Source organism: Burkholderia sp. HI2761 (genome assembly GCF_002223355.1).
Lineage (GTDB): Bacteria > Pseudomonadota > Gammaproteobacteria > Burkholderiales > Burkholderiaceae > Burkholderia.
Genome location: NZ_NKFN01000007.1, coordinates 2,104,717 through 2,130,980, shown reverse-complemented (window position 1 = coordinate 2,130,980; position 26,264 = coordinate 2,104,717). Strand labels below are relative to the sequence as shown.

At 67.3% G+C, this 26,264-nt stretch carries 22 protein-coding genes; 7 read left to right on the top strand and 15 right to left on the bottom strand.

Features of this window, described 5'->3' with window-relative positions; genetic code table 11:
• Positions 1-8 precede the first annotated feature (8 nt).
• A complete protein-coding gene (locus CFB46_RS27250) occupies positions 9-929 on the bottom strand; it encodes a bestrophin family protein (protein ID WP_089501893.1) in 921 nt (306 codons plus the stop codon).
• A gap of 12 nt (positions 930-941) precedes the next feature.
• Positions 942-3,266, bottom strand: a complete 2,325-nt coding sequence (locus CFB46_RS27245; protein ID WP_089501892.1) for an FdhF/YdeP family oxidoreductase — start codon at positions 3,264-3,266, stop codon at positions 942-944.
• A gap of 152 nt (positions 3,267-3,418) precedes the next feature.
• Between CFB46_RS27245 and CFB46_RS27235 the strand changes: the two genes are divergently transcribed.
• Positions 3,419-4,840, top strand: a complete 1,422-nt coding sequence (locus CFB46_RS27235) for an aminotransferase-like domain-containing protein (RefSeq protein ID WP_089501891.1) — start codon at positions 3,419-3,421, stop codon at positions 4,838-4,840.
• A gap of 58 nt (positions 4,841-4,898) precedes the next feature.
• Here CFB46_RS27235 and CFB46_RS27230 read toward each other — a convergent pair whose 3' ends face one another.
• Positions 4,899-6,140, bottom strand: a complete 1,242-nt coding sequence (locus tag CFB46_RS27230) for a mechanosensitive ion channel family protein (protein ID WP_089501890.1) — start codon at positions 6,138-6,140, stop codon at positions 4,899-4,901.
• Positions 6,141-6,594: 454 nt separating this feature from the next.
• Between CFB46_RS27230 and CFB46_RS27225 the strand changes: the two genes are divergently transcribed.
• Positions 6,595-8,313 carry a SulP family inorganic anion transporter gene (locus CFB46_RS27225; protein WP_089501889.1) on the top strand — a complete coding sequence of 573 codons (1,719 nt, stop codon included), beginning with the start codon at positions 6,595-6,597 and terminating at the stop codon, positions 8,311-8,313.
• Positions 8,314-8,435: 122 nt separating this feature from the next.
• Here CFB46_RS27225 and CFB46_RS27220 read toward each other — a convergent pair whose 3' ends face one another.
• From CFB46_RS27220 to CFB46_RS27195, 6 genes are all read right to left on the bottom strand, one after another.
• Positions 8,436-9,896, bottom strand: coding sequence for a DHA2 family efflux MFS transporter permease subunit (locus tag CFB46_RS27220; RefSeq protein ID WP_089501888.1), 1,461 nt, complete (start codon positions 9,894-9,896; stop codon positions 8,436-8,438).
• Entirely contained in the window at positions 9,893-10,456 is a 564-nt protein-coding gene (locus CFB46_RS27215) for a cysteine hydrolase family protein (RefSeq protein WP_027780854.1), read from the bottom strand. Before CFB46_RS27215 ends, CFB46_RS27220 begins: the two co-directional genes overlap by 4 nt.
• A 67-nt stretch (positions 10,457-10,523) precedes the next feature.
• On the bottom strand, positions 10,524-10,979 hold the full coding sequence (locus CFB46_RS27210; protein ID WP_089501887.1) for a MarR family winged helix-turn-helix transcriptional regulator: 456 nt from the start codon (positions 10,977-10,979) through the stop codon (positions 10,524-10,526).
• An 81-nt stretch (positions 10,980-11,060) separates the two neighbouring features.
• A complete protein-coding gene (locus CFB46_RS27205) occupies positions 11,061-11,294 on the bottom strand; it encodes a DUF7661 family protein (protein ID WP_089501886.1) in 234 nt (77 codons plus the stop codon).
• 44 nt (positions 11,295-11,338) lie between these two features.
• Positions 11,339-12,421 (bottom strand): serine hydrolase, encoded by a 1,083-nt coding sequence (locus tag CFB46_RS27200; RefSeq protein ID WP_027780851.1) that lies wholly within the window; start codon positions 12,419-12,421, stop codon positions 11,339-11,341.
• Positions 12,422-12,629: 208 nt separating this feature from the next.
• Positions 12,630-12,908: a hypothetical protein gene (locus CFB46_RS27195; protein WP_089501885.1), complete on the bottom strand. Its 279-nt coding sequence runs from the start codon at positions 12,906-12,908 to the stop codon at positions 12,630-12,632.
• A gap of 51 nt (positions 12,909-12,959) precedes the next feature.
• Here CFB46_RS27195 and CFB46_RS27190 point away from each other — a divergent pair, with 51 nt between their 5' ends.
• Together CFB46_RS27190 and CFB46_RS27185 are read left to right on the top strand one after the other, a co-directional pair.
• Positions 12,960-13,835 (top strand): LysR family transcriptional regulator, encoded by an 876-nt coding sequence (locus CFB46_RS27190; protein ID WP_089501884.1) that lies wholly within the window; start codon positions 12,960-12,962, stop codon positions 13,833-13,835.
• A 71-nt stretch (positions 13,836-13,906) separates the two neighbouring features.
• The gene (locus CFB46_RS27185; protein WP_027780848.1) at positions 13,907-14,191 is read left to right on the top strand and encodes a hypothetical protein; all 285 of its coding nucleotides are present in this window, start codon (positions 13,907-13,909) and stop codon (positions 14,189-14,191) included.
• Positions 14,192-14,300: 109 nt separating this feature from the next.
• Here the strand turns inward: CFB46_RS27185 and mgtA are convergent, their stop codons facing one another.
• From mgtA to CFB46_RS36090, 3 genes are all read right to left on the bottom strand, one after another.
• Positions 14,301-17,066, bottom strand: coding sequence for a magnesium-translocating P-type ATPase (gene mgtA / locus CFB46_RS27180; RefSeq protein WP_089502376.1), 2,766 nt, complete (start codon positions 17,064-17,066; stop codon positions 14,301-14,303).
• A gap of 725 nt (positions 17,067-17,791) precedes the next feature.
• Positions 17,792-19,456, bottom strand: coding sequence for a S8 family peptidase (locus CFB46_RS27165; protein ID WP_027780846.1), 1,665 nt, complete (start codon positions 19,454-19,456; stop codon positions 17,792-17,794).
• A complete protein-coding gene (locus CFB46_RS36090; RefSeq protein ID WP_155257265.1) occupies positions 19,453-19,614 on the bottom strand; it encodes a hypothetical protein in 162 nt (53 codons plus the stop codon). The genes CFB46_RS27165 and CFB46_RS36090 overlap by 4 nt, the downstream gene beginning before the upstream one ends.
• Positions 19,615-19,878: 264 nt before the next feature.
• Here CFB46_RS36090 and CFB46_RS27160 point away from each other — a divergent pair, with 264 nt between their 5' ends.
• Complete coding sequence (locus tag CFB46_RS27160) at positions 19,879-20,775, top strand: glutamate/aspartate ABC transporter substrate-binding protein (protein ID WP_089501882.1); 897 nt, start codon at positions 19,879-19,881, stop codon at positions 20,773-20,775.
• A 75-nt stretch (positions 20,776-20,850) separates the two neighbouring features.
• Here the strand turns inward: CFB46_RS27160 and CFB46_RS27155 are convergent, their stop codons facing one another.
• Positions 20,851-21,399 carry a hypothetical protein gene (locus tag CFB46_RS27155; RefSeq protein ID WP_089501881.1) on the bottom strand — a complete coding sequence of 183 codons (549 nt, stop codon included), beginning with the start codon at positions 21,397-21,399 and terminating at the stop codon, positions 20,851-20,853.
• Between the two features lie 296 nt (positions 21,400-21,695).
• On the opposite strand from CFB46_RS27155, the gene CFB46_RS27150 reads away from it, so the two are divergent.
• Positions 21,696-22,943, top strand: coding sequence for a multidrug effflux MFS transporter (locus CFB46_RS27150; protein ID WP_089501880.1), 1,248 nt, complete (start codon positions 21,696-21,698; stop codon positions 22,941-22,943).
• Between the two features lie 80 nt (positions 22,944-23,023).
• Here the strand turns inward: CFB46_RS27150 and CFB46_RS27145 are convergent, their stop codons facing one another.
• Together CFB46_RS27145 and CFB46_RS27140 are read right to left on the bottom strand one after the other, a co-directional pair.
• Complete coding sequence (locus tag CFB46_RS27145) at positions 23,024-23,713, bottom strand: hypothetical protein (protein ID WP_089502375.1); 690 nt, start codon at positions 23,711-23,713, stop codon at positions 23,024-23,026.
• Positions 23,714-23,850: 137 nt separating this feature from the next.
• A complete protein-coding gene (locus CFB46_RS27140; protein WP_227789520.1) occupies positions 23,851-24,222 on the bottom strand; it encodes a hypothetical protein in 372 nt (123 codons plus the stop codon).
• Between the two features lie 516 nt (positions 24,223-24,738).
• Between CFB46_RS27140 and CFB46_RS27130 the strand changes: the two genes are divergently transcribed.
• The gene (locus tag CFB46_RS27130) at positions 24,739-26,232 is read left to right on the top strand and encodes a TPM domain-containing protein (protein WP_143751673.1); all 1,494 of its coding nucleotides are present in this window, start codon (positions 24,739-24,741) and stop codon (positions 26,230-26,232) included.
• Positions 26,233-26,264: the final 32 nt, after the last annotated feature.

Genomic DNA, 26,264 nt, shown 5'->3' with positions numbered 1-26,264 from the left:
ATCGCCGGTCAGGTGAGGCGGTAGGACGGGCCGGGCGTCACCTCGGCCGGCAGCGGTTCGCGGTTCAGTTCGAGCAGCGTGCGCTCGATCTGCCGCGTCATCGCATCGAGTGCGAGCTGGTTCGGCCCGTCACCGAACGGTTCGGCGATCGCATGTGCGATCGCGTCGAGCGCGATCAGCGTATAGGCCACGAAAACTGTTACAAAAGGTGTCGCCGCGCCGATCGAATCGACGAGGCCGAACGGCAACAACACGCAATACGCGTAGATGGTCCGGTGCAGCAGCACGTCGTATGAAAACGGAATCGGCGTCGATGCGATGCGCTCGCAGCCGCTCACCATCGCGACGAGATCGTCGAGGCGCGCATCGAGCATCCACAGGCGCGTGTCGGCGAGACGGCCCGCATCGGCGCGCGCGGCGAACGCTTCGCGAAGCGCGTGCACGATGACGACCGGGCGATACCGGGAAGCGGCGACGCGCGCAAGGGTGGCGCCGTCGAGCAGCGCGCGCAGGTCCGCGGCCGGGTCGGTGCCGCGCAGTTGATGCTTGAGCGTGTAGACGAACGCGACGACCGTGCGGACGAATGCGCGGCGCGATGCGTCGTCACGGTCGACCGCGCCGTAGCAGAGCGCCTGCGACACCAGCGTGCGCGTGGCGGTCAGCACGCCGCCCCACAGCTGGCGGCCTTCGCGATAGCGTTCGTAGCTGGCGTTGTTGCGAAACCCCGCGAAGATGGCGAGCGTCAGGCCGATCAGCGTGAACGGCGTCGGGTTCAGCGGCACCTTTTCGCCGAGCACGCGGCCGCCGCCCCACACCGCGACGAGGCTGATCGCGAGCGTCAGGACGAGCTGCGGCAGGATGGTCGGCAGCACCGAGCCGTTCCAGACGAGCAGCATCCGCAGCCAGTGCTCGCGCGGCCGAACGATCATCGTCGTGCTCCGTCAGGCGGCGGTCGATGCCGGCGCGGCCGCGCGATGCAGCAACACGGGAATCGACTTCGAGGTCGGCGTGTTGCACACGTCGCCGACGCTGTCGAGCGGCACGAGCGGGTTGGTTTCCGGGTAGTACGCGCCGATGCAGCCGCGCGGGATGTCGTATTCGACCAGCAGGAAGCCGTCCGCGCGCCGCTCGATGCCGTCGTGCCACACGGTTTCCATGTCGACCCATTCGCCGGCCTGCAGGCCGAGCATCGCGAGATCGTCGCGGTTGACGAACACCACGCGGCGCTGGCCGAACACGCCGCGATAGCGGTCGTCGAGCCCGTAGACGGTCGTGTTGTACTGATCGTGCGAGCGCGTCGTCATCAGCGTCATCAGCCGGGCGCCGTGCAGCGCGCGGGCGCGCTGGATCGGCGTGTCGGTCGGCAGTGCGTGCGCGATGAAGTTGGCCTTGCCCGTCGGCGTGAGCCATTCGCGGTCGCGCGACGCGACGCGCAGGTGGAAGCCGCCGGGCCGTGCGATGCGCGCGTTGTAGTCGTGGAAGCCGTCGAGCGTGGCCTCGATCGCGTCGCGGATCTTCGCGTAGTCGTCCTTGTACGCGAGCCAGTCGATCGTGCCGCTGCCGAACAGCGCGTGGCCCATGTGCGCGACGATCGCCGGTTCCGACATCAGGTTCGGCGACGCCGGCTTGTTCATCCCGTACGACACGTGGACCATGCTCATCGAATCCTCGACCGTCACGCCTTGCGCGACGTTGTCCTGCAGGTCGATCTCGGTGCGGCCGAGCGTCGGCAGGATCAGCGCGTCGCGGCCGTGGATCAGGTGGCTGCGGTTCAGCTTCGTCGTGATGTGCACGGAGAGTTCGCAGCGCCGCATGCCTTCCCACGTGCGCGGCGTGTCGGGCGTCGCCATCGCGAAATTGCCGCCGAGGCCGATCAGCACCTTCACGTGGCCGTCGAGCATCCCTTCGATCGTCTCGACGACGTCGTAGCCGTAATCGCGCGGCGGTTCGAAATCGAACACGTGGCCGAGCCGGTCGAGGAACGCCTGCGACGGCTTTTCCTCGATGCCGACCGTGCGGTTGCCCTGCACGTTCGAATGGCCGCGCACCGGGCACAGGCCGGCGCCGGGCCGGCCGATGTTGCCGCGCATCAGCATCAGGTTCGTCAGCATCTGCACGGTGGCGACCGAATGCTTGTGCTGCGTGATGCCCATGCCCCACGTCGCGATCACGCGTTCGCTGCGTGCATAGCGTTGCGCGAGCGCGTCGATCTGCTCGTACGGCACGCCGCTTTCGGCCGTCAGCGCGGACCAGCTTTCGGCGCGCAGATCGTCGGCGAATGCGTCGAAACCGGCCGTGTGCTCGCCGATGAACGCGGTGTCGACGATGCGCGGCGCACCGGCGGCGCGCGCGGCGTCGTCGAGTTCGAGCACGCGCTTGGCCATCCCCTTGATCAGCGCGAAATCGCCGCCGATGGTCGGCTGGATGAACGTCGATGCGATCTTCGTGCCCGACATCGTCAGCATCTCGAGCGGGCTTTGCGGATCGGCGAAGCGTTCGAGGCCGCGCTCCTTCAGCGGGTTGATCGACACGATCGTCGCGCCGCGCTTCGCGCACTCGCGCAGCTCGCCCATCATCCGCGGATGGTTGGTCGCGGGGTTCTGGCCGAAGATCAGCAACGTGTCCGCATGCTCGAAATCGTCGAGCGTGACCGTGCCCTTGCCGACGCCGACCGACGCCGGCAGCCCGCGGCTCGTCGCTTCGTGGCACATGTTCGAGCAGTCGGGGAAGTTGTTCGTGCCGTACCGTCGCACGAACAGCTGGTACAGGAACGCGGCCTCGTTGCTGGCGCGGCCGGACGTGTAGAACGCGGCCTGGTTCGGGTCCGGCAGCGCGCGCAGGTGGCGCGCGATCAGTTCGAACGCGTCGTCCCATGCGATCGGCACGTACCGGTCGGTCTGCGCGTCGTACACCATCGGGTCGGTGAGCCGCCCGTGCTGTTCGAGCTCGAAATCCGACTGTTCGAGCAGTTCGGTCACCGTGTGCGCGGCGAAGAATTCGGGCGTCACGCGCTTGCTCGTCGCTTCCGCGGCCACGGCCTTCACGCCGTTCTCGCAGAATTCGAACGTCGATGCGTGCTGTCGGTCGGGCCACGCACAGCCCGGGCAGTCGAAGCCGTCCGGCTGGTTCTGGCGCAGCAGCGTGCGGTAGTTGCCGCCGGCGACCTTTTCCTTGATCAGGTTGATCGTGACGGCTTTCAGCGCGCCCCAGCCGGCGGCCGGGTGGGTGTACGGTTCGATGCGCGCGGTGGCGGATTTCTTTTTCATGATGCAGGTGTCGGAGTCGATGCGTGCAGAGTACGCGCGGCACTCGTCCCGCTGTGTGTACACCTTTTCACTTCAAAAAAGAGTACAGTTTCGGCCATTCATACGGTGCGGATCGCAACTGTGTTGCCGAAGGGAAGTTGAAAGGGAGGCGCGTGAAGCGTTACGAACAACTGGCCGACGATCTCCAGGCGCAGATCGAGCGAGGCGTGTACCGGCCCGGCGAGCGGATTCCGTCGGTGCGGCAGGCGAGCCGGCAGCAGCAGCTCAGCGTCACGACCGTGCTGCGCGCGTATCTCGTGCTGGAAAGCCGCGGCCTGATCGAAAGCCGGCCGCAGTCGGGCTACTTCGTGCGGGCGCGCGCGGCGGCGCCGGCCGGGGCCGAGCTGCATGTCTCCGCGCCGGCCGCCGAGCCGTCGGCCGTGGACGTGAGCCGGCTCGTGCTATCGACGCTGCGCTCGATCGCGCGCGACGACGCGGTGCCGCTCGGCTCGCCGTATCCCGACGCGTCGCAGTTCCCGGTGCAGCGCATCGCGCGCTATGCGCAGGCGATCGGGCGGCGGCGCACGCGCTGGGGCGTGATCGACGACCTGCCGCCCGGCAATCAGGAGCTGATCCGCCAGATCGCGCGGCGCTATGCGGAGCGCGGGGTCGCGGTCGAGCCGGGCGAGATCGTGATGACGATCGGCGCGACCGAGGCGATCAACCTGTGCCTGCAGGCGGTCGCGAAGCCGGGCGACACGATCGCGGTGGAGTCGCCGACGTTCTACGCGATGCTGCACGCGATCGAGCGGATGGGCATGCGCGCGCTGGAAGTCGCGACGCACCCGGGCGACGGCATCGATCTCGACGCGCTCGAGCGGGTCCTCGCGCGCGAGCGCATCGCCGCCTGCATGGTGATGCCGAATTTCCAGAACCCGCTCGGTTTCCAGATGCCCGATGCGCGCAAGCGGGCGCTGGTCGAACTGCTCGCGAAGCACGGCGTGCCGGCGATCGAGAGCGACGTCTATCACGAGCTGCACTTCGGCGACACGGCGCCGAGCGCGCTGAAGTCGTTCGATCGCGACGGGCTGGTGCTGCATTGCGCGTCGTTCACGAAGAGCCTGTCGCCGCGCTACCGGATCGGCTGGGCGATGCCGGGCCGTTATCGCGACCAGGTCGAGAAGCTGAAATTCCTGAATACGCTCGCGACGCCCGCGATCGAGCAACTCGCGATCGCCGAGTACCTGAAATACGACGGCTACGATTTTCACCTGCGGCGCATGCGCAAGCAGTATGCGCAGCAGGCGAGCCTGATGAGTGCGATGGTGCGGCGTTTCTTCCCGGAAGGCACGCGGCTGTCGCAGCCGCAGGGCGGGTATGTGCTGTGGGTCGAGCTGCCGCCGCAGGTCGATGCGATGAAGCTGTATACGCTGGCGCTCGCGCAGCGGATCACGGTCGGGCCCGGGCACATGTTCTCGGCCGGCTCCGATTACCGGCATTTCATCCGGCTCAACTACAGCTACCCGTGGTCGCGGCAGATCGAGGACGCGCTGAAGGTGCTGGGGCGGCTCGCGTCCGAGTGCGCGGCGCGGTGAGCGCCGCCGCGCGACGGCAGGGCCGGCGGCGACCGGCCGCCGGCCGCCGTGGCCTGTATCAAGTCGCGCGCGGCGCCTGCAGTCCGGCTTGCGCGGCATCGACCATCTGCCGCATGTCGAAGCCCGACGGATGCTGGTACACGCGCAGCCCGAACTCCGGCAGCACCGCGATCAGGTGATCGAACAGGTCGGCCTGGATGGTCTCGTAGTCGACCCACGAGGTCGTATCGGTGAAGCAGTACAGTTCGAGCGGAATGCCTTCGGCCGTGAGCGGCAGTTGTCGCGCCATGCAGGTCATGTCGCGGCGGATGCGCGGATGGCACTTCAGGTAATTCGCGACGTACGCGCGGAACGTGCCGAGATTCGTCAGCTGGCGGCGGTTCGCCGGGCAGTCGCCGGCCGCGCCGAGCGTGCCGTTCCATTGCTCGATCGCGTCGACCTTGTCCTCGAGATAGTCCTTGAGCAGCGTCAGGCGTTCGAGCCGTTCGATCTCGTCGTTCGTGAGAAAACGCACGCTCGTCGCATCGACGAACAGCGCGCGCTTGATGCGGCGGCCGCCCGCTTCGGTCATCCCGCGCCAGTTCTGATAGCTCTCGGTGATCAGCTTCCACGTCGGCACCGTGATGATCGTGTGATCGAAGTTCGCGACCTTGACGGTGTTCAGCGTGATGTCGATGACCGTGCCGTCCGCGCCGGCCGACGGCATCGTGATCCAGTCGCCGATCCGCAGCATGTCGTTCGACGACAGCTGCACGCCGGCGACGAGGCCGAGCAGCGTGTCCTTGAAGATCAGCATCAGCACCGCGGACATCGCGCCGATGCCGGACAGCAGCAGGCCGATCTGCTTGCCGGTCGCATCGCCGATCACGACGAGCGCGGCCGTGATGAACATCACCAGCTTGACGAGCTGCATCGCGCCTTTCAGCGACAGGCGCGGCTGGTCGCGTTGCGAGGTGCGGTGCGTGTGCTCGAGCGCGGACAGCGTCGCGCCGATGGTCATCGTCACGAGGAACACGATCAGCGCGAACAGCACCTTGTCGGCGACCTGCGCGGCCACGGTCGGAATGCCGGGCACCGTGCCGAGCCCGAGCTTGATCACGACGAACGGGACGATGCGGTTCAGCCATTTGAACGCGCCGAATTCGAACAGCGCGTCGTCGACGCGCGTGGCGGACAGCCGCGCGAGACGCGCGACCACGCGAAACAGCAGGAAGTGGACGACAGCGGCGATCGCGCCGGCGGCGGCGAACAGGACGAGGATGCCGACGAGCGGCGTCAACCAGGATTCGTTCAGGGTCATAGGGGCGGAATGGGGCCTTCTCGTGCGTTGAATCGGCGCCGCGATGCGGCGCGCGCCCGGTGAAGGGCGCATGAAAGGGACCGTGATTGTGCCATCGGGTTCCGGGCGCGTGTCGTGAAGGCCGGTCGATCGGCTCCCGAATCGGCTCACCTTTGTGCAGGTCTCCTCTGCATCGAGGTGAGGGAGAGGGGCGAATCCGCATCATCGCAAGCCGGCGCGCGCGCCGGTTGCCGGAAGCGGGGTACACCGGGACGCGATGCACCTGAAGCCATGACGGCAGGCCTTCGCGTGTCGATGCGCGCGATCGGCGATCCATGCAATCATGCGGACGTCGCAGGCATCGTCGGTGTGCCGCTCGCGCTGGCGGGCGGCCCGTCCGGCGACGGTGAGCGACACGCGGCATCGTCGCGCACCCGTTCGCGGCCCCGTCATTTCGACCTCACGCATTTCACGCATGCAAGATTCCAACGAAAGCCGTCCGTCACGCGTGCGGCTGCTGCAAGGCATCCTCCCGATCCGCCGCGCGGGCGCCATCCGCGACGTCTTCGCGGGCATTTCGCTCGCGTCGATGGACATTCCGCAGGTGCTCGGCTATGCGCGCATCGCCGGCATGCCGGCCGTCACGGGGCTCTACACGGTGTTTCTGCCGCTCGTTGCGTTCGCATGTTTCGGCGCGTCGCGCCATCTCGTGGTTGCCGCCGATTCGGCAACCGCGACGATTTTCGCGAGCCGGCTGTCGTCGATGGCGCCGCCGGCCAGCGCCGACTATGCGGCACTGGCCGGCATGGTCGCGTTGCTGACCGCCGCGATGCTGCTGCTCGCGCGGATCTTCAAGCTCGGTTTTCTCGCCGATTTCCTGTCGCGCACGGTGTTGGTCGGCTTCCTCGCCGGGGTCGGCGTGCAGGTGTCGATCGCGATGCTCGGCGACATGCTCGGCCTGTCCGTGCCGTACCCGGCGTCGCGCAGCCTCGCGCAACTCGACTATGTCGTCACGCACCTGGTTCACGCGCACCGGCCGACGCTCGCGCTCGCGGCGCTCGTCGTCGCCGCGATTCTCGCGTGCAAGCGGTTCCTGCCGCGCGTGCCGATGCCGATGATCGCGGTCGCGGGCAGCATCGCCGCGAGCGGTGCGTTCGGCTTCGCCGCGCACGGCATCGCGGTGCTCGGGCCCGTGGCGGGCGGGCTGCCGCCGCTGCGCTGGCCGTCCGTCACGTGGCAGCAGTTCCTCGATCTCGTGCCGGTCGCCGCTTCCTGCTTCGTGATGATCATCGCGCAGAGCGCGGCCGCCGCACGCGTGTTCGCGCAGCAGTATGGCGAGGACGTCGACACCAATGCCGACATCCTCGGGCTCGCGGCCGCGAACGCGGCGGCGGCGCTCGGCGGTGCGTTCGTCGTCAACGGCAGCCCGACGCAGACGGCGATGGCCGACGGCGCGGGCGTGCGCAGCCAGATCGGGCATCTCGCGTTCGCTGCCGTCGTCGCCGTCGTGCTGCTGTTCTTCAGCCCTTACCTGCAGTATCTGCCGCACGCGGTGCTGGCCGGCATCGTGTTCACGATCGCGCTCGGGCTGATCAACGTGCGCAGCCTCGCGGCGATCCGCCAGGAAAGCCCCGGCGAATTCACGCTCGCGCTGATCACGGCCGCGGCCGTCGTGACGGTCGGCGTCGAGCAGGGCATCCTGCTGGCCGTCGCGCTGTCGCTGATGCGGCACGTGCGCCACAGCTACCAGCCGCACACGATGGTGCTCGAACCCGTCGCCGGCAACGGGCGGTGGCAGCCGGTGCCCACCCGGCGCGGCGCGATGACGGCGCCCGGATTGATCGTCTACCGGTTCGGCTCCGACCTGTTCTTCGCGAACGATCACCTGTTCGCTGCCGAAGTGACCGCGCTCGTCGATGCGGCGCCGGTGCCGCCGCGCTGGTTCGTCGTCGATGCGGGGGCGATCACCGATGTCGACTATTCGGCCGCGCGGACCCTGTCCGATCTCGTCAGGGCGCTGCATGCGCGCGGCGTCGGCGTGCTGTTCGGGCGCGTGAGCCGCTATCTGCGCGCGGACATGGATCGTCACGGGATCACCGAGGTGGTCGGCGCGTCGTGCATCTTCGCCACGCTGCATCAGGCGCTCGAGGCGGCGGGCACGACGCCCGCGCCGCAGGAGCCGGGCACGGTATAGCGGGCAGTGGCGCTAGGCGACCGCGCGCAGCCGCGCGAAACCGTTGCGCAGGTAGCGGGCCGGCTCCGCCGCGGCAATGTGGCTGCCGTAGCGGGAGGCCGCGCACGCGGCGCGGCCCGTCTTCAGCGCGAACCGGCCGGTGTGTCGCGGGCCCGTCGGTCGCCGCCGCCCGCACCGGCCGACCGCAACGGCAGCCGCAGCGCCGTCGCGAAGCTCGCCGCATGCAGCGCGCACAGCAGGCCGAACGCCCACGCATACGCGACGGCCTGCGTGCCGCCGGCCGACGTCGATTCGGCCTGCAGCCGCCACGCGAGAAACAGCGTGCATAGCGTCGTGAACGTCGGGCCGCCGAGCCGTTGCACGATATTGAGCGACGTGGTCGCCATCGGCAGGTTGCGGCGCTCGACCGACGCATACGCGGCGGCGATCGACGGCGCGCCGATCGCACTCTGGCCCATGCCGCGCAGAAACAGCGCCGGTACGAGCACGAGCGGATCGTAGCCGGCCAGCGCGAGGAACACGAACGGCAGCGTGGCGACGAGTGCGAGCAACGCTCCGGCGGCGGCCAGCCGGCGTACGCCGAACCGGCTCGTCAGCGCGCCCATCGACGGATAGGTGACGAGCATGCCGAGCCCGAGCGGCGCGAGCAGCCAACCCATTTCGCCCGGGGTACGTCCGCATGCCTGGATCAGGAACACGGGAATCAGCATCTGGCCTGCATACAGCGCGCCGTTCGACAGGAACTGCGTGCTGGCTGCCGCGCCGAACACGCGCGAGCGGAACAGTGAGAGATCGATCAGCGCATGCTCGCCCCGGCGGCGCTCGAAGCGCAGGAACGCGACGAGCAGCAGCGCCGAGCAGGCGACCGCCGCGAGGCCGAGCGTCGAGCCGATCCGCTCGACGCCGTACAGGAACAGCACGAGGCCCGGCGACAGCAACGCGAGACCGATCCAGTCGAGTTCGCGCCGCGGCGCATCGTCCCGGTCACCGGGCAGGAACCGTGCGGCCAGGGCGAGTGCGAGCACGCCGACGGGCAGGTTCACCAGAAACAGCCAGCGCCACGACGTGTGCTGCAGGATCGCGCCGGCCACGACCGGGCCGAGGATCGGCGCGAGCAGCACCGGTACCGCCGCGTAGCCGATCACGCGCGCCATCTGCTGGCCGGCGACGCGCGCGATCATCATCTGCGCCATCGGCGCGAGCAAGCCGCCGCTGACGCCTTGCAACACGCGGAACGCGATCAGCGACGTCGCGGACCACGCGAGCCCGCACAGCGCCGACGTGAGCGTGAAGGCCGAGAAGCACCACAGGTAGAGCGCCTTCGCACCGATGCGGTCGACGAGCCAGCCGTTCAGCGGCAGCACCAGCGTCAGCGCGAGCAGGTAGCCGCTCGTCACCCACTGGATCGTCGACAGGCTGGCATGCAGGTCGGTCGCGAGGCTCGACAGCGACACGTTGACGATCGTCGCATCGAGTTGCGACAGCAGCGAACCGAGCGTCGCGACCGCGCTGACTTTCCAGATCGACGGATCGAGCCGGCCGCCCGCGTGGCTCGGCGCCGGCTGGATGCGTTCGTCGCTCACGCGCCGCGTCGGTCGAGCAGCGCGACGATGTCCTGCGTCGCGCCGGTCTCGCCCAGGCGCGGGAACAGCCGCTCGATGCTGTTGACGTGCGCGTCCGCGTTCAGGTCGGTCATCGCGTCGACGGCGAGCGTCACGTTGTAGCCGAGTTCGTGCGCCTGCCGCGCGGTCGATTCGACGCCGATGCTCGTCGCGACGCCGGTCAGCACGATCTGCGTGACGCCGGCTGCCTTCAGATGCGCGTCGAGACCGGTGCCGGTGAAGGCGCCCCAGGTCTGCTTCGTCACGACGTGGTCGCTCGGCTGGCGGTTCAGTTCGGGCACGAGTTCGGTCCAGTCGGCGGGGAATTGCGCCGTGCGCGGCGGTTGCTCGGTGCGGCCCGGTGCGCCGCCCGCGACGTTGACCAGCACGACCGGCAGGCCGCGGCTGCGGAATGCGTCGAGCAGTTCGCGGGTGCGGGCGATCACCGGTGCGACCGGGTGCGCGGTGGGGAGGGCGACGATGCCTTTCTGCAGGTCGATGACGACCAGCGCCGTGTTCGTGTCGAGACGGGTTGCGCTCATGATGGGACTCCGGGGAAGAGGGCGAGAAAAGCCGTACGCGCGAATGCTGCGTGGCGCACGGGCCGGTTCATTGATCGCCGATGCGGCGGATCAGCGGGATTGCCACGGCAAGCGTGTCGATGTCTTGCGGGTCGAGCTTCTCGATCGCGGCGCCGAGCCACTTGTGTTTCGCGGCGTTGCGCTTGCGTCGTGCGGCGAGGCCGGCGGCAGTGAGTTTGAACAGGATCTGGCGGCCGTCGGTCGGATGCGGTTCGCGCTCGACGAGCGCATCTTCCTCGAGGCTCGCGAGGATCGACTTCATCGACTGCGGCTTCATCGCCTCGGCGCGCGCGAGATCGGCGGTCGTCATCGGCCCGTGCCGTTCGAGCCGCGCGAGCGCGCTCGTCTGGGACATGCCGAGCCCTTCGGAATCGATCTCGGAGCGCAGCCGGCGGATGAGCTGCCCGACCGCGAGGGTCAGGTCGGCGGCGACGGTTTCGGCGGAAACGCCGGGTTTGCGTGGCGGGTTCATGCGGCAAATCATAGAATATGACAGTTAGACTTGCAAGTTTAACTGTCGAATTGGGCGCCGGCTGGCGGCGCTACCCGGCGCTTTCCGATGCGGCTACGCGCGTCGATGCGCCACCGGTACGACTTCGCTGTATCGCGGGGTCGCGTTTTCGTGCAGCAGATCGCCGAGGTACTGGCCGAGTTCGTCGGCGGCGAGCGTCGCCGGGATCTGCAGATTGGCCGGGCGCTGCTTGCCTTCGGCGCCGAGATCGAACACGGCCCAGCGGCCGTCCGTGCGCACCACGGCGAGCAGCCGGCCGAACGCGTTGAAGCGGTATTCGTGCTGCATGACGTCGCTCCCGTGGCGTGAACGCGCGGGCTGCCCGTGTGCGCTTACTGGATCGAACAGGACAGCCAGCGATGGATTCGGATTGCGTCGCTCGATACGCCGGCACGCGTCGGTGCACCGAGCAGCACGACCGTTTCGCGACGGCCTTTCACGCGCATGCGCATCACGACGCCGTGCCCCGATTCGTTGATGAAGCCGGTTTTCTGCAGCCGGATCGGCAGGCGGCGGTAGCGCACGAGCGGGTCGGAGTTTACGTACACGAGTTCGCCGTCGCCGGGGCGCACGGTGGTCGACAGATCGGTCGAGAAATAGCGGATCAGCGGATCCTGCGCGGCCGCGCCGACGAGCCGCGCGAGATCTTGCGCCGTCGACACGTTGTGCGGCGACAGGCCGGTCGGCTCGCGGAAGTGCGTATGCCGCATGCCGAGCCGGCGCGCTTCGCGGTTCATCGCCTTGACGAATGCGGCGCGCCCGCCCGGATAGTCGCGGCTCAGCGCGGCGGCCGCGCGGTTCTCCGACGACATCAGCGCGATATGGAACATCTCGCGGCGCGACAACGCCGAGCCGACCTGCAGGCGCGAACCGGTGAACTTGATCGTGTCGCGATCGCGTGCGGTCACACGCAGCACGCCGTTCAGCGGACGATCGGCGTCGCGTGCGACGACGGCCGTCATCAGTTTCGAGATCGACGCGATCGGTCGTACGGTGCGCGCATTGCGGGCCAGCAGCGGGGTGCCGGAATCGACGTCGAGCACGTAGGCCGCGCGTGAATGCAGCGACCGGACCGCGCGCGGCGTGTAGCCGCAACTGGCGAGCAGCTTCGGTTTCGCGGGCGGACGCGGCCGCACGACCGTCGTGCGTTTCGCGCGTCGCGGCTGCGGCGCGGGTGCCGCGTGGCGTTTGACCGCTTGATGCGTCACGCGCGAGCGGCGATGCTTGACGGCCTTTTTCTTGCGATGAGGCTTCTTCTTGACGGCCTTCGTGTGTGCATGCGGCTGCGCATGTGCGGTGCGATGCGGCTGCACGCGTTGCGCGGACGCGTTCGTGGCGAATGCGAGCAGCAGGAACGAAAGGGCGAGGATCAGGGTGGTCCGGGCGCGAGGCAGACGCGCGATGAGGCCGGTCAAGCGAAAGTCTCCTTTTCACGCGCGATGCGGCTGCGCGGAATGCATGGGCGGTCAGCGGGTGCGGGAAATTATACGGTCGATCGCGGGGCGATGACGATTGGATGCCGCGCAATGACGCGCAATGACGCGCGATACGGAAGGATTCCGGTCGTTTTCGCGCTGCCGGGCAGCGGTGCGCGTGGGGAGAAAGGCGGCCAGGTGCGCGATTTCAGCGCGGCCAGTTCCGCCGCGACACGACCGCGAAACTGATCGCGATCGAACCCGTCACCGCGCGTGGCGGCGCGTCTTCAAGCGCGTCGCCGAAGCGAAAGCGGCGGCTGCGCCCGTCCGTGCGTTCGGCACGACGCTTCGGTGCGCGCGCATCGGCGGCAACGGCGCATGCGTTTGCATCCGCGACATCGGATGATGGCTCGGTCACGCAGTCGGCCGCTGGATCGAGGGACATGAAGATGAATTCCGGGGAGGGCATGTCCGTATTGAACGCCATTGCATTCGATCGGTAAAATGAATATTTCGATCATTACGATTCCGTTAAAGAATGGAACTGAAACTGCTGCGTACGTTCCTGACGGTCACCGAGCTGTGCCATTTCAGCCGCGCGGCCGATGCGCTGCACATGAGTCAGCCTGCGCTGAGCAAGCAGATCGGTGCGCTGGAGGCGAGCCTCGGCGGCAAGCTGTTCGAGCGCGGCCGGCATGGCGCTGAACTGACGCCGTTCGGCGAGCGCTTCCTGCCCGACGCGCAGGCGCTCGTGCGCGATGCCGACGAAATCCTGGCGCGTGCGCGGGAAGCGACCAGTGGCCAGCGCGGGCATTTGCGGCTCGGCATCTGCCTGTCCGTGCTGACGCTCGTACCGAAGCTGATCGCCGAATTCCGTCGTTGCAATCCGGGTATCGCGGTGACGCTGAGCGACCTGTCGTCGTCCGAACAGACGCGCCGGCTGCGCGCCGGCAAGCTCGATGCGGGTTTCCTGCGTCTTCCTTCCGACGAAGGCTTGTCGTCGTTCAAGGTGATCGACGAAGCGCTCGCGCTCGCGGTGCCGCCGCATCTCGGCTTCAAGCGCGTGCCGGCCGACCTCGACGCGCTCAACGAGATCGGCTTCATCGCGCTGCAGCGTGCGCGCGGCCCGGGGCTGGCCGCACAGATCGACCGATGGTGCGTCGAGCGCCGTTTCGTGCCGCACGTGATGCAGCAGGCGGAGGACGTGCAGTCGGTGCTGACGTCGGTCGCGGCCGGCGTCGGGGTCGCGTTCATCCCGTCGAACGCGCGGTACCTGCTGCGCGACGCGACGGTGCTGCCGCTCGACGGCCGGGACGCGAAGTGGCGCGTGGGGCTCGCGTGGCTGTCCGATCGCGACGATCCCGTCACCGCGCGTTTCGTGTCGTTCATGCGCGCGGCGCTCAAGGGCGCGTGACGCGGCGTATAGTGTCCGCGATCGTTTTCTCAATGCATGCCGGCGCGACGCCGGCCGACGAACCCGAACCGATGACTTCCGAAACCGACGAATCCCCGCTCGATCCCGCACTTGTCGCCACGCTCGCGACGCTGAACGAAGCCGCCAGCGATCCGGCCGGCAAGACGTGGTCGCTACCGAAGATCGCGAAGCGCACGCAACTGCCGATGAGCACGCTGCGCCGCGTGCTGACGCAGTTGGACGCCGCGGGCCTGAGCGCGACGACGCTGAACGAGGACGGGACCGGCAGCGCCGCGCTGACCGACGAAGGACGCGCGGTGTGCGCGCAGTTGTTCGGCGCGAACGACGCCCGATGAACGAAAAACGGGCCGCAGATGCGGCCCGTTCGTCACCGAACGACGGTAGAGCGAGTCGTTCGGCCCGCGCCGGTGGGGCACGGGCCGGCACGTCGTCATCGGCGCGACATCAGAACCACTGCTTGTAGCGGCGTACGTAGATCGTCTTGACGATCTGCGCGAGCACGATGTAGCCGACCATCGTCGCGGCGAGCCACAGCCAGAAGGTGCCCGGCAGGTGCATGAAGCCGATCGCGTCCGCGAACGGCGAGAACGGCAGCCAGCAGCCGATCCCGATCGCGGTGAAGGTCGACAGCAGCACCGGCAGCGACGCCGTGCTCTGCAGGAACGGGATCTTCTGCGTGCGCAGCAGGTGCACGACGAGCGTCTGCGACACGAGGCTCTCGATGAACCAGCCCGAGTTCATCACGATCTGGCCGCTCGCGCCGCCGTTCAGGTGATACATCGCGCCCGCACCGAACACGGTCCACATCAGGACGTACGTCGTGATGTCGAATACCGACGACGTGGGCCCGACCCACAGCATGAAGCGGCTGATGTTGCCGGCTTCCCATTTGCGCGGCTTCTTCAGGAACTCGGGGTCCATCTTGTCCCACGGCAGCAGCATTTGCGACGTGTCGTAGATCAGGTTCAGCACGAGCAGTTGCGTCGCGAGCATCGGCTCCCACGGCAGGAATGCGCTGGCGACGAGCACCGAAAACACGTTGCCGAAGTTCGAGCTGGCGGTCATGTTCAGGTACTTCAGGATGTTGCCGAACGTCTCGCGGCCCTTGATCACGCCTTCCTCGAGCACCATCAGGCTCTTTTCGAGCAGGATGATGTCGGCGGTTTCCTTCGCGATGTCGGCGCCGCTGTCGACCGAGATGCCGACGTCGGCGTCGCGCAGCGCGGGCGCGTCGTTGATGCCGTCGCCGAGGAAGCCGACCGTGTGGCCGTTCGCCTGCAGCGCCTTGACGATGCGCGCCTTCTGCAGCGGCGTGAGCTTCGCGAACACGGTCGTGCGTTCGACGACCTGCGCGAGCGTGGCGTCGTCGAGTGCTTCGATTTCCGTGCCGAGCATCGGTTTGCCGGGTTCGAGGCCGACCTGGCGGCACACCTTCATCGTGACGGTCGGGTTGTCGCCCGTCAGCACCTTCACCGCGACGCCGTTCCCGCGCAGCGCGGCGAGCGCCGGCGCGGCCGATTCCTTCGGCGGATCGAGGAAGGTCAGGAAGCCGCGCACGACGAGATCGTGTTCGTCGGCGGTGCGGTATTGCGCGCGTTCGTCGCCGCGAGCAATCATGCGGGTGGCGAGCACGAGCACGCGGAAACCGTCTTCGTTGTACGCGGTGGCCTGTTCGAGCAGCCGCTTGCGGGCCACGAAGTCGAGCGGGCGCACGCCGTCCTCATCCTGCACGTGCGTGGAAACCGCCAGCATTTCCTCGACCGCGCCCTTGCAGATCAGCAGGTGCGTGCCGTGCGTATCCTCGACGACGACCGACAGGCGGCGCCGTACGAAGTCGAACGGCAGTTCGTCGATCTTCTTGTAGCCCTGTGGCTTCACGCGTTCGCCGATCTCGTCGGCGCGCGTGACGACCGCGATGTCGATCAGGTTCTTCTGGCCGCTCTGGTGGAAGCTGTTCAGCCAGCCGAGCCGCAGGATGTCCTCGTTCTTGTGGCCGGACAGGTCGAGGTGGTGTTCGAGGATGATCTTGTCCTGCGTGAGCGTGCCGGTCTTGTCGGTGCACAGCACGTCCATCGCGCCGAAGTTCTGCACCGAGTTCAGCCGCTTGACGACGACCTTGCGGCGCGCCATCGCGACCGCGCCGCGCGCGAGGTTCGCGCTGACGATCATCGGCAGCATCTCGGGCGTCAGGCCGACGGCCACCGCGAGGGCGAACGTGAGTGCGCTCAGCCAGTCGCCCTTGGTCAGGCCGTTGATCATGAACACGATCGGCACCATCACGAACATGAACTTGATCAGCAGCCAGCTGACGCTCGCGACACCGCGGTCGAAGCTCGTCTCGATGCGTTTGTGGCTCACGACGTTGCGCGCGAGCGAGCCGAAGTACGTATCTTCGCCGGTCGCGACGACGACGGCCGTCGCCGTGCCGCTGACGACGTTGGTGCCCATGAAGCAGACGTTCTCGAGATCGAGCAGCGACCCCGGTGCGTCGTTGGCGGCGCCGGCCGCATGCGTGCTCGCGGATTTGCCGGCCACCGCGCCGAGCGTGTCGTACTTCTCGACGGGTAGCGCCTCGCCGGTCAGCACGGCCTGGCTGATGAACAGGTCGCGCGACGCGAGCAGCCGCACGTCGGCGGGGATCATGTCGCCGGCGGAAAGATGCACGATGTCGCCGGCGACCACCTCACGCATCGGCACCTCGCGGCGCGTCGGCTCCGACGTGTCGGTCATCGCGCGCTGCACGGTCGCGGTCGTCCGGACCATCGCCTTGAGCTTCTCGGCCGCGCGCAGCGAACGGAACTCCTGTACGAAGCGCAGCAGCGCGCTGATCGTGACCATCGTCAGCAGGATCGTCATGCCGACGTAATCCCGATCGTCGGGGGCCGCGAAGTAGACGTCGGTGCAGAAACTGATGGCGGCCAGCACCAGCAGCACGTAGACGAACGGGTTGTGGAACGAGAGCAGCAACTGGCGGGTCCAGTGCGGCGGCTTGTCGTGCGCGATTTCGTTCGGGCCGTCATGCTGCAGGCGGTCGGCGGCCTGGTCGTAGGTGAGGCCGCGCGTGCTGGTGTGCAGCGACTTCAGCGTGTCTTCGAGCGGGCGGGCTGCTTCCTGCGCGGCGCGCATGACGCGCGGGTCGTTCTGCTGGCCGGCGCCGGCCTTGATGAAGCCGCGCTGTTTCTTGTGCGAAGTATTGTGTCGTGTCGTCATGAGTCGCTCCTTGCGCACGAGGCGGCGGGCGGGGAGCGACCGTGACGTCATCGACGCACGAGCGCTCCCCGCCGCGTCGCGTCAGGCGCGATCGGATGTGGGTCGGTAAAGGCGGGAACGCTCGCCGGCGCGCATGATGCGGACGGCATGTCGATGCGCAGCGTCGCACCGGCGAGCGGTAATCGACTACTGTCGTCTGAGTTCATCTGCACTCCTGTCGGTTTCGGATAGTCGGCACGGGCGATCGGCAGCGGCGCGCGCAACGAGGCGCGCGGCCGGACGGCACGCGAATGGAGAGCGCACGCGGCCGACGCCGCGCGCAACACGAACGCACACGCGCGACGGCGCGTCGCGTGCATTCGACAACATCGAAAATTCGGCGGGGAATCTGGCCGGTAATCAGGCCGGAAGGGCGCCGCATCCTGCTTCCCGGGATGCGGCAGAAGACGAGGCTCTGCGCGTTTTCCTCAGGCAGCAGTCAAGTTAGTCAGGAACCAACTACAACTCGCATCGGTGTTCACAGAACACTCCATGTAATTAGACGGGAGCGATGGTAATGGCTCGTCGTGCGAAGCGTCAACCCTTTTGTCAGCCCTTTTTTCAGGCGCTATTTCGAGATACTTGATCGCGCCGATGCACGTTCGCGGGTACGCGCGACAGCCGTCACGAAACAGCCGCGCGCGTGCCATGTCGGCATGCGCGCGGCTGCGTCGAACGGGGGGCTGTTACTGGTTCGCCGTCGCGACGGCGGCCCCTGCATCGAGGATGCCCGAGCCTGCCGGCAGCGCTGTGCACGACGTGCCGGCCGCCAGCTTCGCCGCGCGCGTGCCGCCTTGCAGCTTCTGCAGGATCTGCGCGGGCGTGAGATTGCCGTTCACCGACAGCATCAGCGCGGCGACCCCCGTCACCTGCGGTGTCGCGAGGCTCGTGCCGTTCGCGAGGCCATAGGTGTCCGAGCCCGGCGTCGTCGTGCCGGTGTTCGACGTCGACAGGATGTTGACGCCCGGTGCGCTCAGCGCGACATCGGCGCCGAAGTTGCTGAACGATGCGCGACGGCCCGTCGCGTCGGTCGCGCCGACGGTGATCACGCCGCGGCAGTTCGCGGGCTGGTCGAGTCCGGTCGACAGGCCGTCGTTGCCGGCCGCGACGACCACGGTCACGCCCTTCGCGGTCACGTCGTCGATCGCCTGCTGGAACGTCGTGCTGCATGCGCCGACGCCGCCCAGGCTGAGGTTGATGATCTTCGCGGGATTCGGATTGTTCGGCACGCCGTTGACGGGAATGCCGGCTGCCCAGCGCATGCCGTCGGCGATGTCGCTCGTCACGCCGCCGCACTTGCCGAGCACGCGCACCGGCAGGATTCGGCTGAGCCACGATACGCCGGCGATCCCGGTGCCGTTGTCGGCGGTCGCGCCGATCACGCCCATCACGCGCGTGCCGTGCCAACTGCTGTTGCTCGGCTCGCTTGCGCAGTGATAGTACGGACCGTTGACGTTGTCGAGTTCCTGCTGCGTGACCCAGTCGCCCGGATCGGTTGCGTCCGGACCGCGCGTCGAGCCGTTGTTGCTGGTGTTGACGTTGCTGATGAAGCTGTAGCCTTGCTGTATCAGGTTGCCGACGAGATCGCCGTGCGGCCGGTAGCCGGTGTCGAGTACCGCCGTGACGACGGTCGGCGAACCCTTGGTCACGTTCCACGCGGGCGGCAGGTCGATGCCGGCGGCCGGGTCGGACATGTACCACTGCTGGTTGTAGAGCGGGTCGCTCGGCGTGTCGCGGATCTGCATCGGGTGATCCGGTTCCGCGTAGTCGACATCGCCGTCGGCCGCGAACGTCTGCGCGAGCGCGGCGGCATCGGCGGCGGCCATGCGCTGGCCGAGCGACAGCACGGCTGCGCCGTTCGAGATCGTTCGCTCGACCTGCACGTTCACCGGCGTTTGCGGGACCGTGCTCGCGTACGCGCGTGCGCTGCCGGTCACCGGCGCGGTCCAGCGCGTCATCGCACGCTGGATCACCGCGTCGAGTCGCGAGCCGTCGTCGATGGCCGCCATTGCACGCGTGGCCGTCAGGGTTTTCAGCTTGACGATGAGGTGGTCGACCGGCGGCTCGACCGGTGCGGCCTGCGCGGCCATCTGCACGGCGGCCTGCTGCGACGAGCACGCATTGCTGCCGGACGACGAGGGCGGCGTGGTCGGGGCCGGCGCGGGAGTGGGCGCCGGCGTCGGTGCGGGGGCCGGTGCGGGTGCCGCGTTGGACGCAGACGGGTTGCTGCCGTCGCCGCCGCCACCGCCGCAGCCGGCGAGGGGCAGCAGGGCGGCGGCGGACAGCATGCCGGCGAGCATGCGCGCATGTGCGGGGCGCGCCAGCGCGAAATTGAATCGTTTGGCTCTCATGTTGAAACTCGATCCTCGTAGATAACCGTCGTGCCGGCGGTGGCGCCGGTCCGGGCGAGCCGGACCTTGTCGTTTTTGTCTGACGGTTGCAGCGGGTTGCTGCGACGCGCCATGCACTGGGTAACGGCGTGCGCGGCGGCTTCTTGAGTGCGTTTCACGAGAAAAACGACGGGTGCCGCAAACGATTACGTTGATGCGTCGCAGCACGAACGCGCGTTTGGAACGGCCGGCACAGACGGCGCGACCGAGCCCGCGCGCGGGGCGGCCGGGCGAGACGAGCGGCGCGGGGCGGTTTGCGCGGCACGGAAAACATCTTTCAGGATCGGGCCGCGGCGGAAGGTTGTTTACGCTTCTCCTGATGTGACGCGAATATTGTCGGGCGTAGGATCGCGATTCGATCAACGTTTCGTCAGGAGACACGCATGGATCGCCGTTTCCGTTGGCTCGCCGTCGCGCTGGCCTGTGCGCTGGCCGGCACCGCGCACGCGCAGGCCCTTACCGGTACGCTCAAGAAAATCAAGGACACGGGCGTCGTGTCGCTGGGCATTCGCGAGTCGTCGGTGCCATTTTCGTATTCGGACAACCAGCAGAAGAACATCGGCTACTCGCGCGACATCGCGTCGCGCATCATCGACCAGGTGAAGACGGACCTGAACCTGCCGAACCTCGCGGTGAAGGAAATCCCGATCACGTCGCAGAACCGGATTCCGCTGCTGCAGAACGGGACGATCGACTTCGAATGCGGCTCGACGACGAACACGCTCGAACGCCAGAAGCAGGCCGCGTTCTCGAACAGCATCTTTTTGTACGGCATCCGTTTCAGCACGCGCAAGGATTCGGGCGTGAAGGACTTCGCGGACCTGGCCGGCAAGACGGTCGCGACGACGGCCGGCACGTCGGACGAGCGCCTGTTGCGCAAGCTCAACGAAGAGAAGGCGATGAACATGACGATCATCAGCGCGAAGGATCACGCCGAAGCGTTCATGAACGTCACGACCGGGCGCGCGGTGGCGTTCGTGATGGACGAGCCGCTGCTGTACGGCGAGATCGCGAAGGACCGCAACCCGGGTGCGTACACGGTGGCGGGCACGCCGCTCGTCCACGAAAACTACGCGTGCATGATGCGCAGGGACGATCCTGCGTTCAAGCATGTCGTCGACGGCGTGATCGCGAAGATGCAGACCTCGGGCGCGGCCGAAAAGCTCTACAACCAGTGGTTCACGCAGCCGATTCCGCCGAAGGGCGTGAGCCTGAACTATCCGCTGTCGGCGGAGATGAAGCAACTGTTCAAGAATCCGACGGACCAGGCGCAGTATTGATTCGGCTGTCGCAATGAAAAACCGCCGGCGTATGCCGGCGGTTCGAGCGCGCTGCGCCGGGCGGCGCGAAGCGCGTCAAGCCTTGATTTCCGGCCCGCGTGCGGCGGGTGCGACGGGTGCGGCCGGCGTTGCCGGGGCCGCTGAACGCGCCGGCGGCTGCGCCGGTACGAGGACGACGACCGGTTCCGGCATCGCCCACAGCGGCATCGCGAAGCCGACCGTTTGCGGCATCGGCATCGGCATCGCGAATGCGTTGGCGAGTGCGATGTGCTGGAGCGCCATCATCTGTTGCTGCATCGCGACCATCTGCGCCTGGGCCGCCTGCATCCGGTACTGCGCGGCCTGCATCTGCCGTAGCGCGGCTGCCGGCGGCATGCCGCCCGACGACGACGTTTGCATCTCGAAGCTCGCGCCGCCTTGCGGGCTGTGCCAGCTCCACGTGCTGACCTTCATCGGGCCGACGGCCGTCTGGACGACGCGCGTTTCGGCTTTCACGGGCACGGCCTGCCCGTCGACATTGACGAACATCGGTTGGGCGGCGGCCGCCGCGCCGGCCTGTCCGGCCAGGGCGAACACGGGCGCCAGCGCCAGTGCGCCCGCCGCCATATACGAACGGAATCGCATCTTCGTATCTCCATCAAACGAGACTGATCGAATCAACAATGACGTGCGGCTCACGGAGAGAGCCATCCGAGACAATGCCGCCGGCGGCTTAAATCAACATTAAAATTGCGGCCGGCCAGGCCGATCCGCGTATTTCGGGACGTGCCGCAAACGGTATTCGACCTCGCCCGCGCCAGGGGAATCCTGTCGTGCGGTGCAACAACGGGCACAATACGGAATTCGCCGCGACCGCACGCATGTTCGACGTTCGAACATTGAGGGTGCGGCGCTGCTGCCTGTCCTCCTTCCCAGTCTTCATGAACGCCACGCTCACTCCCGCGCGCGAGTCGAATTCGCCGCGCTTCCTGTTGTTCCTGATCTGCCTGTTCGCGTCCGCCGGCCAACTTGCGATCGACATCTATGTGCCCGCGCTGCCGGACATGGCCCGTTCGTTCGCGACCACGCCGCAGGCGATCCAGTCGAGCGTGTCCGGCTACATGGCCGCCTACGCGCTCGGCCAACTGATCTTCGGGCCGATCGCCGACGCATACGGCCGCAAGCGCGTGCTCGCGTTCGGGCTCGTGATCTACACGATCGGCTGCCTGCTGTCGCTCGGCGCACCGAACCTCGAGACGTTCGTGCTGGCGCGCTGCCTGCAGGGCTTCGGGATAGCGACCACCAACCTGCTGGCGAAGGCGATCATCACCGATTCGTTTTCCGGCCAGGCGCTGATGCACGCGTTCACGTACATGTCGATCGCCTGGGGGCTCGCCCCGATCATCGCGCCGGTGATTGGCGCGCACCTGCAGGAATGGTTCGGCTGGCGCGCGTGCCTCGTGTTCCTGCTGGTTTACTCGTTGGCGATGTGGGCGCTGCTGTGGCACTACCGCGAAACCTTGCCGAAGCCGGTGCATCTCGAGCCGCGCACGTTGATGGCGAACGCGGGCAAGGTGCTGGCGAGCCCGGTGTTCCAGAGCTGTTTCCTCGCACAGGGGCTGTGCTACAGCATCCTGCTGGTATTCAACATCGTCGGGCCGTTCATGGTGCAGACCACGCTGCACAAGCCGCCGACCTTCTTTGGCTATCTCGCCCTCGGCATCGGCCTCATGTATTTCCTCGGCGGCCTGTCGAACCGGATTCACGGGCGCGGGCTGCCGAGCGCCGAGCAACGGCTGCGGATCGGTGCGCGCGTGATGGCGATCGCGTCGGTCGTGATGCTGGTGCTGGCGCTGACCGTCGGCCTGCGCGTATGGACGCTCGCGACGCCGGTGCTCGTGATGGGCTTCTGCGCGGGCGCGATGTATCCGACGCTGATGGCCAAGGGTAATTCGCTGTTTCCACATATCGCCGGCCTGACGAGCGCGATTCTCGGCTGTGCGCTGTTGCTCGTATCGTCCGCGATGATGGGCCTGGCCGGTTTCGTGTCGATTCACGTGCTGACGCCGCTGGCGGTATTCTTCGTCGCGTTGTCGTTCATCGTCGTGTGGATGGTGACGAAGCTGCTGCGGTATCTGTCGCAGCAGCAGGCGGCGCCGGTGGTGTGCGGGAGCGGGGAGGCGGCGTAAGCGCCGGCTGGTGACCGACTCATGAACCGGATCCTGCTGAATCGCGTCGCCCGGTCCGACGCCGCCGATCTGATCGCCGCTTACAGCGGATGGGCGGCCCCGGCCTGCTGCAACAGCGAAACGGCAACCGGATCCGGCAGTCCGTTCGGGTCGATCGCCCCAGCCTTGGCCAGCGCCACGAGATCGCTGTCGACGCCCGGTTGCCCGACCACGAACGAGGTGGTCAGGAACGCCGGTGCGGCGAGCATGACCGCATAGCGCTGCTGCAGGTTCGTGACCACGGCCGATTGCGCGGCCTGCACGGTGTCCGGGCTGTTCATCGCCCGCTGGTAGCGCAGGGTGCCCTGAAAATTACCGATCAGCCCGGCCGTGTTCGTCCCGAGTTGCGCCGCGAGATAAACGAGCATCAACTCGGTCTCGGCCGTCGTATTGAAGGTGCCGCCCGCGTAGGCGAGCGAATGCAGACTCGTGCCGCCCGACGCCACGGTGATGACGCATGGCAGCGCGGCGTTGAGCGTCGCACGATAATTGCCGCCGCCGTCGGTCAGCGTCGTTGCCGAGCCCGCCGCGCAATTGATCGTGACCTGGGCGCTCGCGAGCGCGTCGCCCGTCGCGGCCGTGCCCGACAGCGCGATGGTCTGCGTGTTGTCGTTGAAGCACACGTCGACGCCGAAGCAGGCATCGCCGTTGCAGGCCTGGAGTACGGCGAGCGTTGCAACGCACAAGACGCCCAGCGCGGGGCGGATGAAGCGTTCATGGCGGATGTTCATGGTCGCGGGCAATCGGGAGAGTGAGGCGCAGCCGGTGTGCGTCGGGAATGCGGCGCTGCTGTCATTCTATGTCTTGATCCGCGGTGCTGCTTGCCCGTTCGGTCCACCGTTGGCGGCGGTACCGCCGGGCGGATGCGTTATTGGCGTGGAGGGCGGGCCGGCGCCATGACGTAGGCGAGCAACAGGCTCAGCACGATGCTGAGCCCGAGCATGTGCCACTGACTGGCGAGCAGCCCCTGGAAGTGCTCGCCCATGTCCGGCGTGATCCACCAACAGGTCATGGGGTGCATTCGAGCCTGATGGCATTCCAGGATGCCGCCGTTTCGATACGCGTCCCATAGGCTGTCGGCGGCATACAGGCCCAAGACAAGCGGGATGATCTGTACGCCATGCCGGAGCAGTTTTCCCTCGGCTTCAGGTGTCATCGTTGTCGGTCCGGAATCGGCCTGCGTCGGTTCGTCGTCGGTGCTTGAATGCACCGCGTGCTCGGTATTGTCGAACCAATTCATCGCATCCACAATAGTTCGCGGCTTCGCATGTCCGGTCGGGAAATCGGCTGGCAGCGGTCGAGAACGAAGAAAAGGCGGGGACCGGTAGCACGCTCCGGATTCACCGGGATCGCATTGAGGCAAGTAACGGGAACACGATGAGTAAGATTAGTTGTGTGTGCGGAAACCCGATCCGGGTCAACACCGATTCGCTGCCTTACAAGGCGAGGATGGTCAAGGATACGGCGTACGAGCTGTTTTTCGATTGGCCGGTGAGTGAGTTGCAAAGCTATGTCGTGGCCGCGCAGCAGGGTGGCACGTCCGATTGGCTCGTGAGCCGGGGTTAGTGATTACATTGATCTTCGGCTCGATCTCGGCAACGTGCTCCATGATCACTTGCATACACGCTTTCTAGGCCTGGAACGAACGGTGTACGAATGCACCGCGTGTGGCAGGTTACTGATTGAAACCGCGTAAGACGACCGCTTTGTGACGTATGCACCCGCATCGGGACGATACGACGGCATATTGAAATGATTGGATCCGGAACTCGGCCGGAAACCTTTCAGTTCCCTTCGCAATTGGTTATGCTGCGGAACGAATAAAACCATGAGAGCACGGGAGAGCCGGCGTGCCGTTTCCGACATGAACTTCAAACGACAGATGGGCCGGCCGTGCCCGGGGGGACGCGATGGCGATCAGGCATCGCGGGCACGCACGTCCCGCAACGACCTTTCCCGATCCACGCGGCCCAGCAGCTTGACCGGCCGATCCGGCATGCGGAACGCGCTGGCGGCGGCCATGCTGGCGGGCGCGGCGTCGCTGTTCGGCGGCGCAGCCCTTGCCGCGCCGGCAGATGCGGACAGCATTGCCATCGCCGCATCGTCGGCCGACGAGCCGTCGATCGCGGGACCATCGGCCTGCACGCACGTGGCTGCAGCGGCCGCCTATCCCGTCGCCGGCCACCCCGAAGCCGCCCCGCCGCTGAAAGGTCGCGTGACGGATCTCACCGGCGCGCTGAGCGCCGTCTGCGCGGCTGAACTGACCGATCGACTCACCGCGCTCGAGCAACGGCTTGGCGTACAACTGGCCGTGCTGCTAGTCGGCTCGACCGGGCAGTCGACGATCGAGCAGTTCGCGACCAACGTATTCGAACACTGGAGGCTCGGCCAGAGCCAGATCGACAACGGCCTGCTGCTCGTCGCCGCGCTCAACGACCGTACCGTGCGGATCGAGGTCGGCTACGGGCTCGAAGGGGCGATTCCAGACATCATCGCGGGCCGCATCATCCGCGAGCAGATCGTGCCCGCGTTTCGCGAGAATCGCATCGAAACCGGCGTGAGCGACGCGGTCGCTGCGCTGGCGCGCGAGATGATGCCACCGGAAATGGCGGCGTCGACCGATGCGCGACGCGGTGACGAGGCGGCCGACGTCGCGCCCCGCGCCGAAAGGCGACTGTCGAACGGATTGCTCGATAAGCCGCCGGTCGACTACGGCAGTTTCACATTCTGGCTGCTGCTCGGGCTGGCCAATGTCGCGCTGGGCGTCGTGACCGAGAGGCGCAAGCTGCGCTGGCAGATCATGCTTCCAGCCAGCTATCTCGTTGCGACAATCGCACCGATCGTGATGTTGCCGGTCGGCGCGATCTTCGACGGCAAGCTCGACGTGATCCTGGCGGCCCTCGCGTTCGTTCCGACCGGCATCGGCGTCGCGGCTTGGCTGCTCGGCATCGGTCTCGTCCGATCCGCAAGCATCCGCAAGTACACGGCGATCATCGGCGGGACGTTGCTGGCGCTGATCGGGATCGGGCATCTGATGGGATATTCGCCGGGTGAAGTGCTGGTCGCGGTGTTCTGCGTGCTGGTGGCGATCCTTTGGATCGTCGACAAACTGACGGGCGGCAGTTCGTCGTCTCCGTCGTCCTCGACGTCGTCGGGCTTCAAGTGGCCCTCGTCCAGTTCCGGCTCGTCTGATTCGTTTCGCGGCGGAGGCGGTTCGAGCGGCGGCGGCGGCGCGTCCGGCCGCTGGTAACCGCCACGCCCGTGCAAGCCACGTTTTTTTAC

Coding starts and splice junctions, on each gene's coding strand:
- CFB46_RS27250 (WP_089501893.1), bottom strand. CDS start 929: ATGATCGTTCGGCCGCGCGAGCACTGGCTGCGGATGCTGCTCGTCTGG.
- CFB46_RS27245 (WP_089501892.1), bottom strand. CDS start 3,266: ATGAAAAAGAAATCCGCCACCGCGCGCATCGAACCGTACACCCACCCG.
- CFB46_RS27230 (WP_089501890.1), bottom strand. CDS start 6,140: ATGACCCTGAACGAATCCTGGTTGACGCCGCTCGTCGGCATCCTCGTC.
- CFB46_RS27225 (WP_089501889.1), top strand. CDS start 6,595: ATGCAAGATTCCAACGAAAGCCGTCCGTCACGCGTGCGGCTGCTGCAA.
- CFB46_RS27215 (WP_027780854.1), bottom strand. CDS start 10,456: ATGAGCGCAACCCGTCTCGACACGAACACGGCGCTGGTCGTCATCGAC.
- CFB46_RS27210 (WP_089501887.1), bottom strand. CDS start 10,979: ATGATTTGCCGCATGAACCCGCCACGCAAACCCGGCGTTTCCGCCGAA.
- CFB46_RS27205 (WP_089501886.1), bottom strand. CDS start 11,294: ATGCAGCACGAATACCGCTTCAACGCGTTCGGCCGGCTGCTCGCCGTG.
- CFB46_RS27195 (WP_089501885.1), bottom strand. CDS start 12,908: ATGGCGTTCAATACGGACATGCCCTCCCCGGAATTCATCTTCATGTCC.
- CFB46_RS27190 (WP_089501884.1), top strand. CDS start 12,960: ATGGAACTGAAACTGCTGCGTACGTTCCTGACGGTCACCGAGCTGTGC.
- CFB46_RS27185 (WP_027780848.1), top strand. CDS start 13,907: ATGACTTCCGAAACCGACGAATCCCCGCTCGATCCCGCACTTGTCGCC.
- mgtA (WP_089502376.1), bottom strand. CDS start 17,066: ATGACGACACGACACAATACTTCGCACAAGAAACAGCGCGGCTTCATC.
- CFB46_RS27165 (WP_027780846.1), bottom strand. CDS start 19,456: ATGAGAGCCAAACGATTCAATTTCGCGCTGGCGCGCCCCGCACATGCG.
- CFB46_RS27160 (WP_089501882.1), top strand. CDS start 19,879: ATGGATCGCCGTTTCCGTTGGCTCGCCGTCGCGCTGGCCTGTGCGCTG.
- CFB46_RS27155 (WP_089501881.1), bottom strand. CDS start 21,399: ATGCGATTCCGTTCGTATATGGCGGCGGGCGCACTGGCGCTGGCGCCC.
- CFB46_RS27150 (WP_089501880.1), top strand. CDS start 21,696: ATGAACGCCACGCTCACTCCCGCGCGCGAGTCGAATTCGCCGCGCTTC.
- CFB46_RS27145 (WP_089502375.1), bottom strand. CDS start 23,713: ATGAACATCCGCCATGAACGCTTCATCCGCCCCGCGCTGGGCGTCTTG.
- CFB46_RS27140 (WP_227789520.1), bottom strand. CDS start 24,222: ATGAATTGGTTCGACAATACCGAGCACGCGGTGCATTCAAGCACCGAC.